This is a genomic window from Pseudomonas sp. NS1(2017) (assembly GCF_002269425.1).
GTDB lineage: Bacteria > Pseudomonadota > Gammaproteobacteria > Pseudomonadales > Pseudomonadaceae > Aquipseudomonas > Aquipseudomonas reactans.
The window spans coordinates 4,086,840-4,098,890 of record NZ_CP022960.1 but is presented as its reverse complement, the minus strand read 5'-3'; the positions used below and the strand labels follow the sequence as shown (position 1 = coordinate 4,098,890).

Sequence of the window (12,051 nt, the reverse complement as noted above, 5' to 3'; positions counted from 1 at the left end):
CTACTACAATCCGGATATTGGTCGCTACCTGACACCGGACCCGGTGAAGCTGGCGGGGGGTATCAACGCGTACCAGTACGTAACCAATCCGACCGCGTGGGTAGATCCGCTAGGACTGAGCTGTAAGGTTGGAAATTGCCCTGGTGGCATACTAGATGCACATGAAAATGCAGGCGGGCACTTGATTCGAAAGCATGTTGCGCAGACGGAAGCACAACTGATTGCAAGGCTCAATCTGGAACCGCATATTCCCGCAGCATCAACCTTCAAAAATCTAGAAGAAGCAGAAGCCATTGTGTCTGGGAGCTTGAACAATCACCGAAACGAAATTGTAGAGTTTTTAGAAGGAGATAAGGATAAACATATAATCAACGACCGTTCTAGGCAGCCTGTTGGCGTGAGTATTATTAGAGGCACTGAAACGCCTGAGCTTGTTTACAATTTCATTCTAGTTCTGAAGAGAAGACCCAACATGCCAGATGGCTATCTATTACTGACGGGATACCCGGAAAAATGAAAATTCCATTGACAGAGCTGCAGCAATTTTTCGGCGCTTACTTTAATCAGGACTGGACAATAGAACATTCGACAGCCGACGAAGTGATAGACGCCTTCCTGCTTGATTCTTCAAGAGCCACAATAACAATTGTAAAAAAAGAAATACTAGAATTGATAAATGACTATATAGACGAGCCTACCCTTCAAAAGAATTTACTGCACAAGCAACATTGTTATTACTACTACCCCAGTCAATGGGCTTCAGGATTATCCTGGCTGAATCACATTATCGTGAAATTCGATAATTACTTAGTTAAACAAGAAAAACCTGTTTGAAACGTCCCCCTGTGTCGAGCGAGCTTGCTCGCGTTGGGCAATCAGCACTGTCTGTTCTGAGGCTGCTCCGCAGCCCAGCGCAGGGCAAGCCTGCTCACCACAATGATCGTATTCACCCGCTAATCAGCGAACTCACCACCCTTCTTTGAGCATCCTCAACTCCAAATGCTGCAACAACATAATGGTCTTCCCATCCACAATCTCCCCACTCTGCACCATCCCCAGCGCCTCTTCAAACCCCAACTCCAGCACCTCGATATCCTCACCCTCTTCTTCCAGGCCGCCACCGCTCCCCACCCGATCCCCCGGCTGATACTCACCCATGAAAAAGTGAATCCGCTCCGTCACCGACCCCGGGCTCATGAACGCCGCATAGATCTTCTCCACATGCCCCACGCGATACCCGGTTTCTTCTTCCGCTTCCAGGCGAATACGTTCTTCAGGGCTGGCGTTGTCGAGCAACCCGGCCGCTGCTTCGATCAGGTAGCCGGGGTAGTCATTGACGAACGTCGGCATGCGAAACTGGCGAATCAGCAACACCGTGCGCTGCTCGCGGTTGTACAGCAGGATGGTCGCGCCATTGCCGCGGTCGTATACCTCGCGGGTCTGGGCTTGCCAGCTGCCGTCGCGGCGGCGCAGGTCGAAGCTGTATTTTTTCAGCAGGTACCAGTTTTCCGAGAGGGTCTCTTCGGCGGTGATGCGAACGGGGCTGTTGTCCATGCTCGGGCTTCTCAAGAAAGAGGTTGGGCTTGTTTGATGCTGTTCCAGGCAGCGGCGACTGCTTCGGCACTGCCCGCCTTGATCCGTGCGAGGTTGCGCGGGTAATCCACCCCTGGATTTTCGGAAAAGCGCGTGGCCGTGAATTGGCCGTTGCTGGCGCGCAGGATATAACCCGTGTCCTCGCACTGCGAGGAGGCGAGAAACAGCACGCCCGGCGTCACCCAGTCGGGCTTGAGTTCGTCCGGTTCTCCGGTCACGCCCCACATGCGCGTCTTGGCGACCGGTGAGATTGCATTGACCTTGATCCCGGCCTCAGCCCCTTCGTGGCTCAACGCGTTCATGATCCCCAGTTGCGCCATCTTGCCCGCGCTGTAGGCCACCAGGCCAGTCTGCTCATACTGTGCGTACATGGCGCGGTCGGAGGTGGTGAGGATGATGCGCGGTGCAGATGAGCGCAGCAGGTGCGGCCAGGCGTGCTTGCACAGCCAGAGCGGTGCGTAGAGGTTGATGTCCATGGCGCGTTGCAGGAACGCGGCATCAAGGTCGGCAATGTTCTGGTAACCGACCCAGCCGGCGTTGTGGATCAGGATGTCGAGTTGGCCGAAGGCCTCGATGGCGTAGGTGATCAGGTGCTCGCAGCCCGCGTTCGTGGACAGGTCACCGCCGTGGCCGATCACGCTCAAACCTTCGGCCTGCAAGGCTTCTACCGCGGCCTGGACCACCGAGGCATCGCTGCCCGCGCCGGCATTGTCGGCACCGATATCGCTGATCACCACCCGTGCGCCGCCCTGGGCCAACGCCCGTGCGTAACTGAGACCCAACCCGCGTGCACCGCCGGTGACGACTGCAGTTTTGCCTGTGAAATCCATGTGCTTGCTCTCCTGTTCGGGCCGCCCACCCTAACAACCTCGGCGCGCCTTGTTCAATGCTGTAATACTTTGCAAGCAATCCCCGTTGACGGCTGTCGAATTAATTCCTGCCTGGTTGGGCCATCTGGTAAAACCCCAGCTTCACCTTTTTCCTGGAACCTTCATGTCCTCTCGTTTCCTCTCGCGCCTGAGCCTGCGCTGGTTTCCCATGGTGTGCATGGCGTTGTTGATCGTCGGCCTGCCGGTGGGCTGCGCGGTGCTGCAACACAAGGAGCGCGAACTCGTGTTTCGCATCGAGCCGGGCACAGCCAGCTGGTACAGTGGCTTGCCGAAAGCGGTGCAGGAGTTCGAACTCAAGCCGGCCAGTTTCAAAGCGGGTCAGAATATCCATGGCTGGTGGTACCCGGCGGACAAGAAAGACGCGCCCGCCATCCTCTACCTGCATGGCGTGCGCTGGAACCTGACCGGGCAACTGTTTCGCATCGAGCAACTGCATGCCCTGGGTTATTCGGTACTGGCCATCGACTACCGTGGCTTCGGCCAGAGCCACGGCGAACTGCCGTCGGAAACCACCGTGTATGAAGACGCGCGCATCGCCTGGGAGCGTTTCCAGGTGCTGCAACCGGACCCGAACAAACGCCTGATCTACGGGCACTCCCTGGGGGGCGCAGTGGCCATCGACCTGGCTGCCGAATTGGGCAAGCAGACACCGCTGCCAGTGCGCGGGCTGGTGATCGAATCCACCTTCACGTCGCTGGCGGATGTGGCCACGGCCGTGGCGAATACCTCGTTGCCGGTGCGCTGGCTGCTGTCGCAGAAGTTCGATTCCATCGACAAGATTGCCGATATCCATATGCCGCTGCTGGTGGTGCATGGCCTGGATGATCGCTACGTGCCGCCGCGTTTCAGCCAGCAATTGTTTGAAGCCGCCCAGGAACCCAAGCGGCTGTTACTGGTGCCCGGTGCCAGTCATAACAACAGCATGAGCCTGGCCGGTCGCAGTTATGGCCAGGCGCTGGACAAACTGATGCAAGCGAAGATGCCGGCGCAGCTTGTCACACACTCCACAGGTCGTAGCGGCGACTCGTAAAAGCGTATTTCGGCACTGGGTTCGCGCTTGCGTGTCAAGCGCAAACCCTGCCCATGCTGGGCCAAAACAGAAGTTGATCAAATAATAACCTCTGCCGAAATCGCCAACCCTGCCGGGGCTTCGCAAAGTTATCCACAGAGATACCCACGGTTTTCGTGGACAACTCTTTTTATTTTTTTACGTTTTTTTTGCTCAGGAAACGCTTTCAGGAAATGTACCCGGTAACAAAATCTCGCGATTCACATCGCGTATATCGTTATACCCACACAAGGCCATCGATACGTCCAACTCACGGGCGATGATCTCAAGCGCCTTGGTCACACCCGCTTCGCCCATCGCGCCCAGACCATACAAATGCGGGCGGCCGATCATGGTGCCTTTGGCGCCCAATGCCATCGCTTTGAGCACGTCCTGGCCGGAGCGAATGCCACCGTCGAGCCATACTTCAATGCGCTCGCCCACCGCTTCGACAATCGCCGGCAACTGACTGATGCTCGAAGGCGCACCGTCCAGTTGACGACCACCGTGGTTGCTCACCACCAGTGCGTCGGCACCGGCATTCGCGGCCAGGCGAGCATCCTCCACATCGAGGATACCCTTGATGATCAACTTGCCGCCCCAGCGCTGCTTGATCCACTCCACATCGTCCCAGCTCAGGCGCGGATCGAACTGCTGGGCGGTCCAGGAAGACAGCGAACTCATGTCTGCCACGCCTTTCACGTGCCCGACGATGTTGCCGAAACCCCTACGCTTGGTGCCGAGCATGCCCATCACCCAGCGCGGCTTGGTGGCCATGTTGAGGATATTCGGCAAAGTCAGTTTCGGCGGCGCCGACAGGCCATTGATCAAATCCTTGTGGCGCTGACCGAGGATCTGCAGGTCGAGGGTCAGCACCAGCGCATCCACGCCGGCAGCCTTGGCGCGCTCGATCAACTGTTCGATAAAGGCGCGGTCGCGCATCACATAGAGCTGGAACCAGAACGGCTGGCCGACGTGCTCGGCGATGTCTTCCAGGGAGCAGATGCTCATGGTCGACAAGGTGTAGCGCAGGCCAAATGCAGCAGCGGCGCGCGCGGTCAGAATCTCGCCATCGGCGTGCTGCATACCGGCCAATCCGGTAGGTGCCAGTGCCACCGGCATGGCCATCTCCTGGCCGATCATCGTGGCGCGGATCGAACGTTGATCAATATTGCGCGCCACCCGCTGGCGGAACTTGATGCTGGCAAAATCGCTTTCATTCGCCCGGTAAGTGCTTTCAGTCCAGGAGCCGGAGTCAGCGTAGTCGTAGAACATCCGTGGGACACGTTTTTGCGCGAGCTTGCGTAAATCTTCGATGGTTGTGATCAACGACATCTAGGTCACCTCTCCCTGAACTGAATGCTGAGAGTAACCGCCCATCGGCTGCGCAACCAGCCATTGCGTTTAGATAACCGCACGGCTAATCTCGCACAAACCCGCAAAATAGCGCACAAACATGCAAAACACTCATCAAGACATCGACCTGCCTTCTTTGCGCAAACAAAAGATCCTGCTGTTGCTGGAGCGCGACGGTAAAGTCACCGCCTCGGAACTGGTGGAACACTTTGCCGTGTCCCAGGACACCATCCGCCGCGACCTCGGCGAACTCGCCGCCGCCGGCCTGTTGCAACGTGTACACGGTGGCGCCCTGCCCCGGCCCAAAGACACCGGCAAAGACTTCTTTACACGCGTGGGTGAAACCAACGAGGCCAAGCGTCACCTTGCGCGGCGGGCTGCCGACCGTGTGGAGGATGGGCAAATTGTGCTGTTCGACTCCGGTTCCACCACGCTGCAGATTGCCCAATCATTGCCGCGCTCAATCCGCCTCACGGTGGTCACGACATCCCCCATGATCGCCATCGCCCTGGCCGACCATCCCGATGTAAAAGTCATCCTCACCGGCGGCCAGCTCAACCCGGCGACGCTGTCCACCAGCGGCCATGAAACCGTGCGCATGATCCAGAGCATCAAGGCCGATGTGCTGTTCACCGGCGTATGTGCGATGCATCCACAAGTGGGCATCAGCTCGCTGCATTTTGATGAAGTGGCGGTCAAGCAGGCCTTGCTCGACAGTGCGTCCCATGTGGTCGCTGTGACCATGGCGGACAAGCTCGGCGCAGTGGAGCCCTTTGTCGTGGCGCCGTGCAGCCGGATTCATACGCTGATTACGGAGTGGCATGTGCCGAGCGTGGAAACGTATGAGCAGTTGGGATTGGAAGTGTTGCGGGTAGAGGTTTGATGCAAACAGGCGCCCCGCGAGGCGCCTTTCAATTCAGTTTCTGCGATGCGCCGGCATCTCGCGCTTGGGCCCGAACATCGCCCAGGCAATCAAGCCGAACAGCGGTACAAAAATCAGGATCACCAGCCACAACCCTTTGCTCTCCCAGCCCCCTGTGCTGCGCAATACGGTATTGATCGCCCACAATTCCAACAGCAGCAGAATCACCGCCAAGCCGATCCAGATATATTGAATTTCCATGCTTCACCTCCTAGGTCGTATGCATTAGGTCAAGCATCGGCCTTGAGGGTTCATTAAAATTGCTGGAAGGGCCGAACGGGTCCATGTTTCAACCGATCAAGTGCTTAACGAACAAGCAGGCTGAAACATGATTTAAATATGTCCCCCAGAAATTCACCCCGGCAACGGAATCACCCTCAACGCCCTGACCGACTTATAGGAAAAGCTCGAATAAATCTCCTTGACGCAAGGCAACGTCTGCAGCACCTCACGCGCAAATTCCCCAAACGACTCCAGATCCTTCGCCACCACTTCCAACAAAAAATCATACCGCCCCGACACGTTATGACACGCCACAATCTCCGGAATCTCTAACAATCGCTGTTCAAACGCCCGAGCAATTTCCTGGGTGTGGCTCTCCATCATGATGCTGACAAACGCCGTCACCCCATACCCCAGTGCCTTGGGCGAAAGAATCGCTTGATACCCGCTGATCACCCCACTCTCTTCGAGGTTGCGCACTCGCCGCCAGCACGGCGAGGTGGTCAGGGATACGCGGTCGGCCAATTCGGCCACCGTGAGACGGGCGTTGCCTTGCAATGCGTTTAAAAGGGCTTTGTCGGTACGATCGAGACTGACAGGCATAACGTGCCTCTATTCTTTATTTTTATGAGGTTTTCATCCCAGGACGCGGGAATTAGCAGCAAATATTGCAAAGTTCATCTCTGGTTATGAGCATAGCATTGTAGGAAATAAGGAGCGTCCGACATGAACAATAAACACAATGCATTCGGCTTTTCCACCCGCGCCATCCACCACGGCTATGACCCAAAAGACCATCACGGTGCGCTCGTTCCGCCCATTTACCTGTCAGCCACCTTTGCTTTCCCAACCGCCGAATATGGCGCCGCCTGTTTTGCCGGTGAAGCGAGCGGCCACTTCTATACGCGCATTTCCAACCCGACCCTGGCGCTGCTGGAATCACGCATGGCGACTCTGGAAAACGGCGAAGCCGCAGTGGCGTTCAGTTCCGGCATGGGCGCGATCGCCGCGACGTTCTGGACCCTGCTGCGCCCTGGCGATGAAGTGATCGTCAGCCAGACCCTGTACGGCTGCACCTTTGCCCTGCTGCACCATGGCATCGGTGAGTTCGGTATCAAGGTGCGGCATGTCGACCTGACTGACCTGGCTGCCCTGCAAGCCGCACTCAGCCCCGCCACCCGCATGATCTACTGCGAGACCCCGGCCAACCCCAACCTGCGGCTGGTGGATATCGCTGCCGTGGCCGCCCTCGCCCACCAGCAGCCGAACGTCACACTGGTGGTCGACAACACCTACTGCACGCCCTACCTGCAACGCCCCCTCGACCTGGGCGCCGATGTGGTGGTGCATTCGGCCACCAAGTACCTCAGCGGCCACGGCGATATCACCGCGGGCATCGCCGTGAGCAGCCAGGCCCTGGCCCAGCGCATTCGCCTGCAAGGCCTCAAGGACCTGACCGGCGCGGTGATGTCGCCCCAGGACGCTTCGCTGTTGATGCGCGGCCTCAAGACCCTGGCTCTGCGCATGGACCGTCATTGCAGCAACGCCCAGGCCGTAGCCGAAGCCTTGCAGGCACATCCGGCCGTGCAGTCGGTGACGTACCCAGGATTGCGTTCTTTCCCGCAATACGAACTGGCGACACAGCAGATGAAACTACCTGGTGGCATGATTGCCTTCGAGCTCAAAGGCGGCATTGAAACCGGCCGGCGCTTCATGAATGCGCTCAAACTGTTCACCCGTGCGGTCAGCCTGGGTGACGCGGAGTCACTGGCCCAGCATCCGGCAAGCATGACCCATTCCACCTACACCCCGCAGGAGCGTGCGGCGCACGGTATCAGCGAAGGGTTGGTGCGCTTGTCGGTAGGGCTTGAGGACGTGGCCGACCTGCTGGCGGACGTGCAGCAGGCACTCGCCAAGTGCACCCGTACCCTCACGCGTCCTTCTAAGCTTGTGAGTTTTTAATCCGATTTTTTAAGATTGGATCCCCTTCCCGTCGCCAGGCTGTACTAGCATAGGTTCCGGCGGGAAGGACTATCACGGTAGGTTATTCGTTGGCTTGCACCTTAATCCCCGCTGCTCTAAGGCCGAATACCTGCACGCCTCATGGACGAAATGATGAACTCACAGCTGTTCCCTCATATTGGCAAAGTCATCGCCAGCACCGGCAGCCGCCATTTCCCACGCATGCTGCATGACCTGATCCTCACCCAACTGGCAGTGGATGCCACTCATATCACACAATTGCAGGTCAGCGCCGACGGGCACACCCGCCGCAAGATCAGCCCGGTCTACACCGATTCGGTGGAGGCGTTGGGCGACGAACAACCGGCCGCACAATTGCACCTCACCCGCCGCAAGGATGACGTGCGCTACGTCTTGTCGGTGTATCGCTCGCACCAGTCCGAAAGCTTTTCGCCCCAGGAACGCAGCATGTTGCAGGACTTCTCGACCTTGTTGCTGCCCATGGTGGAAAAGCACATCGTCGCGATCCAACCGTGCCGCCAGGACAGCGACGCGGCGGTGCCGGAAAACCAAGGTATCGAAACCCTGCGCAGGCGCATTCAAGAACGACTGGTGCAGTCAGGGTTGACCTTGTCCAACCGTGAGCTTGAAGTGTGCGTGGGCCTGCTCGCAGGGCGGACTGCGCCGGAGTTGGCGGAGCAGTTGGCGTTGAAGGTCAACACCATCGAGAGCTACCTGAAGCGCGCGTCGATCAAACTGGGGATCAGCGGGCGGCATTCGTTGTTGCGATGGATGTATGCCACTGAGGACACGCTCTCGTAAAAACCTGTAGGAGCCGGCTTGCCGGCTCTTACTGGGAGTCGCTCAATCTCTGGCAAGCGCCTCGATCGGGTCCAGCCGCGCCGCATTCCTGGCCGGCACAAAGCCAAACACAATGCCGATCAACGTCGAACAGGCAAACGCCGTGATGATCGAGCCCAGGGAAAACACCATCTCCCATTCCTTCACAAACAACGAAAACAGAAAGCCCAGGGCATAGGACAGCGAGATCCCGATCAGCCCGCCGATCAAACACACCATCACCGCCTCCACCAGGAACTGCTGGCGGATATCCGACTGCCGCGCCCCTACCGCCATGCGAATGCCGATCTCACGGGTGCGCTCGGTGACAGACACCAGCATGATATTCATCACGCCAATGCCCCCCACCAGCAACGAAATCACCGCGATCAACGACAGCAGCAACGCCAGGGAGCGGCTGGTTTTCTGCACGGTCTGCATGATGCTGTCGAGGTTGTTGGTGAAGAAGTCCTTGGTGCCGTGGCGTTGCAGCATGAGTTTGTTGACGTTGTCTTCGACCACCTTGCTCGGCTGGCCATCCTTGATGCGCACGGTGATGCTGTCCAGATGGCGCTGCCCCAGCAAGCGCCCTGCCGCTGTTTCATAGGGCACCCACACGTTCAGCGCCTTGCTGGCAGCGAACATGTTCTTGTTGTCAGCGGTGACCCCAATCACGGTACACGGCAGGTTACCCACCAGGATCACCTGGCCCAGCGGGTCGACGTTCGGGCCGAACAGTCGGTGACGCGTGTTGTGGTCGATCACTACCACCTGGGCCTGGCGCCGTGCGTCACTTTCGCTGAAGGCGATACCGGCTTCGAGCTTGAGTCCCTTCACCTTGAAGTAGCGGTCGCTCACCCCATTGACCTGCGCATCCAGGTCGATATTGCCAAAGCGCAGCAACAGATTGCGGCCCACCACCGGCGTGGCACTGTCGACGTAATACAGCTGGTTCAACGCGTCCACATCCGAAGGCATCAAGGTCTCGATGGCCGAGGCGCGGCTATCGCCAAAACTGGTGCCGGAAAAAATGTCGATGGTGTTGCTGCCGATCGCCTGAATGTCCTTGAGCACATAGCGCTTGGCGCCTTCACCGATGGCCGAGATCGACACCACGGAAGTAATGCCGATAACGATACCGAGCATGGTCAACAACGTGCGCATGCGGTGAGACACCAGCGCGACCCAGGCCATGTTGAAGGCCTCCTTGAACAACCCCAGGCTCGCCACCAAACGCCGGGCACCACTGCGTTTTGGCTCGATGGGCGTTTCGCTGGGCAACTCCAGGCCAGCACGCTCATTGGCCTTGTCGCTGACAATCTCGCCATCGCTCACCTCGACGATGCGCTGCGCATTCGCCGCGACCTTGGGGTCATGGGTGACGATAATCACCGTGTGCCCCGCCGCGTGCAGCTCGGCGAGGATGCGCATCACCTCTTTGCCGCTGTGGGTGTCGAGGGCGCCGGTGGGTTCGTCGGCGAGGATCACTTCGCCGCCGTTCATCAAGGCGCGGGCGATACTCACCCGTTGCTGCTGGCCACCGGAGAGCTGGCTGGGGCGATGGGTGGTGTGACCGGACAAGCCGAGCCGCGCGAGCAACTCCCGTGCGCGGCTGTGGCGCTGGGTTTCCGGCGTACCGGCGTAGATCGCTGGCATTTCCACGTTGTGCAAGGCACTCAGGTGCGCCAGCAAATGGTAGCGCTGGAAGATAAAACCGAAGTAATCGCGGCGCAGTTCAGCCAACTGCTCATCACCCAGGGAGCGGGTTTCGATGCCGTTGATTTTGTAGCTGCCGGCCGTGGCGTAATCCAGGCCGCCGAGGATGTTCATCAGGGTGGATTTCCCCGAGCCTGAGGCGCCGATGATCGCGACCATTTCCCCGGCATGGATCGTCAGGTCGATGCCCTTGAGCGCGATGAATTCACGCTCGCCGGCCATGAAGCTACGGGTGATGCCCTTGAGTTCCAGCAGTGGCTGAGTCATCCGTCAGTTCCCCGCCACAGCGGGCGTGGCATCGCCGATCACCACTTTGTCGCCTTCGGCCAGGCCTTCGAGGATCTGCACCTTGACGTTGTTGTTGATCCCGGTCTTCACCTCCCGCGACACTGCCTTGCCTTTCGCGTCCAGCACCCGCAACGAGTAACTGCCGTCGTTGTTGCGCGCCCCCAGCGCCGCCACCGGCACCATCAGTGCGGCCTCGGCGGTGTCGAGCACGATACGTACCTGGGCGGTCATGGCGATGCGCAGACGGTGGTCGGGGTTAGGCACATCGAACAACGCGTTGTAGAACACTGCGGTGTTCTGCTTCGGCGTGCCGGCGGTCTGGGTTTCCAGGAAATTCTGTGGCGCCGGTTCCGTGCCGCGCAGCTTGGCGTAGTAACGCTTGTCGGCCTCGCCGAGGATGGTGAAGTACACCTGCTGGCCGGGGCTGATGTGAATCACATCCGCCTCGGAGACCTGGGCCTTGACGGTCATGGTGTCGAGGTCCGCCAGTTTGAGCAGCACCGGCGCCAGTTGGTTGGCGATTACGGTCTGGCCTTCCTGGGTGACGATGCCCACCACATCGCCGTCGATGGGCGCGACGATGCGGGTGTAGGCCAGGTTGACCTTGGCGGTGTCGATCTGGATGTGGGCGCTTTTTATCTGCGCGTCCAGGGACAGCAAGTTGGCCTGTTGCACCTGGAAGGTGGATTCGGCGTCTTCGAAGTCCTGGCGGGAGACTGACTCGTCAATCTGCAGGCCTTTGTAGCGTTCGTATACGGACTTGGCCTGCTTGAGCTGCGCCGCTGTGGCGCGGCGTTGGGCCTGGAGGTTTTCTTCGTCGACCTGGGCTTTGCGCAGGGTGTTTTGCAGGATCAATGGGTCGATTTCGGCTAGCCATTGACCCTTTTTGACCTTGTCGCCGACTTTGACCTTGAGGGATTTCAATTGGCCTGAGACTTGGGCGCCGACGTCGACCTGTTTGATGCCTTCGAGCAGGCCGGTGGCGAGCACGGCGTTTTCGATGTTGCCGCGTTCGGCGGTGGCGGTGAGGTATTGCGGTGTGTCGGCGGGGGCTTGGACCGTGTAGATGATTAGGCCTATGGCGACTGTGATTACCGTGAGCATTCCTAGTTTGCGTAACTTTGACTTTTCCATGGGTGGCCTTTGGTCGTTTACATATCCGTTATTTAGGTAACGGCTGATATGGGTTCCGCCCTTACGGCGGGTCACTTTTG

At 58.7% G+C, this 12,051-nt stretch carries 13 protein-coding genes; 6 read left to right on the top strand and 7 right to left on the bottom strand.

The genetic code is table 11. The annotated features are described in order from the left end of the window. Positions 1-517 (top strand): RNase A-like domain-containing protein (locus CI807_RS19340; protein WP_305883902.1); only part of this gene is annotated, 517 nt, incomplete at its 5' end. After that, entirely contained in the window at positions 514-834 is a 321-nt protein-coding gene (locus tag CI807_RS19335; RefSeq protein ID WP_095015782.1) for a contact-dependent growth inhibition system immunity protein, read from the top strand. The genes CI807_RS19340 and CI807_RS19335, both read left to right, overlap by 4 nt. Before the next feature lie 132 nt (positions 835-966). Here the strand turns inward: CI807_RS19335 and CI807_RS19330 are convergent, their stop codons facing one another. Beyond that, complete coding sequence (locus tag CI807_RS19330; RefSeq protein WP_095015781.1) at positions 967-1,554, bottom strand: NUDIX domain-containing protein; 588 nt, start codon at positions 1,552-1,554, stop codon at positions 967-969. Between the two features lie 11 nt (positions 1,555-1,565). Continuing rightward, the gene (locus CI807_RS19325; protein WP_095015780.1) at positions 1,566-2,423 is read right to left on the bottom strand and encodes an SDR family NAD(P)-dependent oxidoreductase; all 858 of its coding nucleotides are present in this window, start codon (positions 2,421-2,423) and stop codon (positions 1,566-1,568) included. Positions 2,424-2,586: 163 nt separating this feature from the next. Here CI807_RS19325 and CI807_RS19320 point away from each other — a divergent pair, with 163 nt between their 5' ends. Beyond that, complete coding sequence (locus CI807_RS19320) at positions 2,587-3,513, top strand: alpha/beta hydrolase (protein ID WP_095015779.1); 927 nt, start codon at positions 2,587-2,589, stop codon at positions 3,511-3,513. 192 nt (positions 3,514-3,705) lie between these two features. Here the strand turns inward: CI807_RS19320 and CI807_RS19315 are convergent, their stop codons facing one another. After that, on the bottom strand, positions 3,706-4,866 hold the full coding sequence (locus CI807_RS19315; protein WP_095015778.1) for an alpha-hydroxy acid oxidase: 1,161 nt from the start codon (positions 4,864-4,866) through the stop codon (positions 3,706-3,708). Positions 4,867-4,987: 121 nt separating this feature from the next. On the opposite strand from CI807_RS19315, the gene CI807_RS19310 reads away from it, so the two are divergent. Next, a complete protein-coding gene (locus CI807_RS19310) occupies positions 4,988-5,770 on the top strand; it encodes a DeoR/GlpR family DNA-binding transcription regulator (protein ID WP_095015777.1) in 783 nt (260 codons plus the stop codon). 33 nt (positions 5,771-5,803) lie between these two features. Here the strand turns inward: CI807_RS19310 and CI807_RS19305 are convergent, their stop codons facing one another. Beyond that, complete coding sequence (locus CI807_RS19305) at positions 5,804-6,010, bottom strand: PLDc N-terminal domain-containing protein (RefSeq protein ID WP_095015776.1); 207 nt, start codon at positions 6,008-6,010, stop codon at positions 5,804-5,806. A gap of 153 nt (positions 6,011-6,163) precedes the next feature. Next, positions 6,164-6,634 carry an Lrp/AsnC family transcriptional regulator gene (locus CI807_RS19300; RefSeq protein ID WP_016976082.1) on the bottom strand — a complete coding sequence of 157 codons (471 nt, stop codon included), beginning with the start codon at positions 6,632-6,634 and terminating at the stop codon, positions 6,164-6,166. Positions 6,635-6,757: 123 nt separating this feature from the next. On the opposite strand from CI807_RS19300, the gene CI807_RS19295 reads away from it, so the two are divergent. Next, positions 6,758-7,993 carry a methionine gamma-lyase gene (locus CI807_RS19295; protein ID WP_095015775.1) on the top strand — a complete coding sequence of 412 codons (1,236 nt, stop codon included), beginning with the start codon at positions 6,758-6,760 and terminating at the stop codon, positions 7,991-7,993. A 153-nt stretch (positions 7,994-8,146) separates the two neighbouring features. After that, positions 8,147-8,815: a response regulator transcription factor gene (locus CI807_RS19290; protein WP_177409588.1), complete on the top strand. Its 669-nt coding sequence runs from the start codon at positions 8,147-8,149 to the stop codon at positions 8,813-8,815. A gap of 42 nt (positions 8,816-8,857) precedes the next feature. Here the strand turns inward: CI807_RS19290 and CI807_RS19285 are convergent, their stop codons facing one another. Together CI807_RS19285 and macA are read right to left on the bottom strand one after the other, a co-directional pair. After that, entirely contained in the window at positions 8,858-10,816 is a 1,959-nt protein-coding gene (locus tag CI807_RS19285) for a MacB family efflux pump subunit (protein WP_033897439.1), read from the bottom strand. A gap of 3 nt (positions 10,817-10,819) precedes the next feature. Next, positions 10,820-11,971, bottom strand: coding sequence for a macrolide transporter subunit MacA (macA, locus tag CI807_RS19280; RefSeq protein WP_095015773.1), 1,152 nt, complete (start codon positions 11,969-11,971; stop codon positions 10,820-10,822). Between the last annotated feature and the right edge of the window lie 80 nt (positions 11,972-12,051).

Coding starts and splice junctions, on each gene's coding strand:
- CI807_RS19330 (WP_095015781.1), bottom strand. CDS start 1,554: ATGGACAACAGCCCCGTTCGCATCACCGCCGAAGAGACCCTCTCGGAA.
- CI807_RS19310 (WP_095015777.1), top strand. CDS start 4,988: ATGCAAAACACTCATCAAGACATCGACCTGCCTTCTTTGCGCAAACAA.
- CI807_RS19315 (WP_095015778.1), bottom strand. CDS start 4,866: ATGTCGTTGATCACAACCATCGAAGATTTACGCAAGCTCGCGCAAAAA.
- CI807_RS19325 (WP_095015780.1), bottom strand. CDS start 2,423: ATGGATTTCACAGGCAAAACTGCAGTCGTCACCGGCGGTGCACGCGGG.
- macA (WP_095015773.1), bottom strand. CDS start 11,971: ATGGAAAAGTCAAAGTTACGCAAACTAGGAATGCTCACGGTAATCACA.
- CI807_RS19290 (WP_177409588.1), top strand. CDS start 8,147: ATGAACTCACAGCTGTTCCCTCATATTGGCAAAGTCATCGCCAGCACC.
- CI807_RS19305 (WP_095015776.1), bottom strand. CDS start 6,010: ATGGAAATTCAATATATCTGGATCGGCTTGGCGGTGATTCTGCTGCTG.
- CI807_RS19335 (WP_095015782.1), top strand. CDS start 514: ATGAAAATTCCATTGACAGAGCTGCAGCAATTTTTCGGCGCTTACTTT.
- CI807_RS19300 (WP_016976082.1), bottom strand. CDS start 6,634: ATGCCTGTCAGTCTCGATCGTACCGACAAAGCCCTTTTAAACGCATTG.
- CI807_RS19295 (WP_095015775.1), top strand. CDS start 6,758: ATGAACAATAAACACAATGCATTCGGCTTTTCCACCCGCGCCATCCAC.
- CI807_RS19285 (WP_033897439.1), bottom strand. CDS start 10,816: ATGACTCAGCCACTGCTGGAACTCAAGGGCATCACCCGTAGCTTCATG.
- CI807_RS19320 (WP_095015779.1), top strand. CDS start 2,587: ATGTCCTCTCGTTTCCTCTCGCGCCTGAGCCTGCGCTGGTTTCCCATG.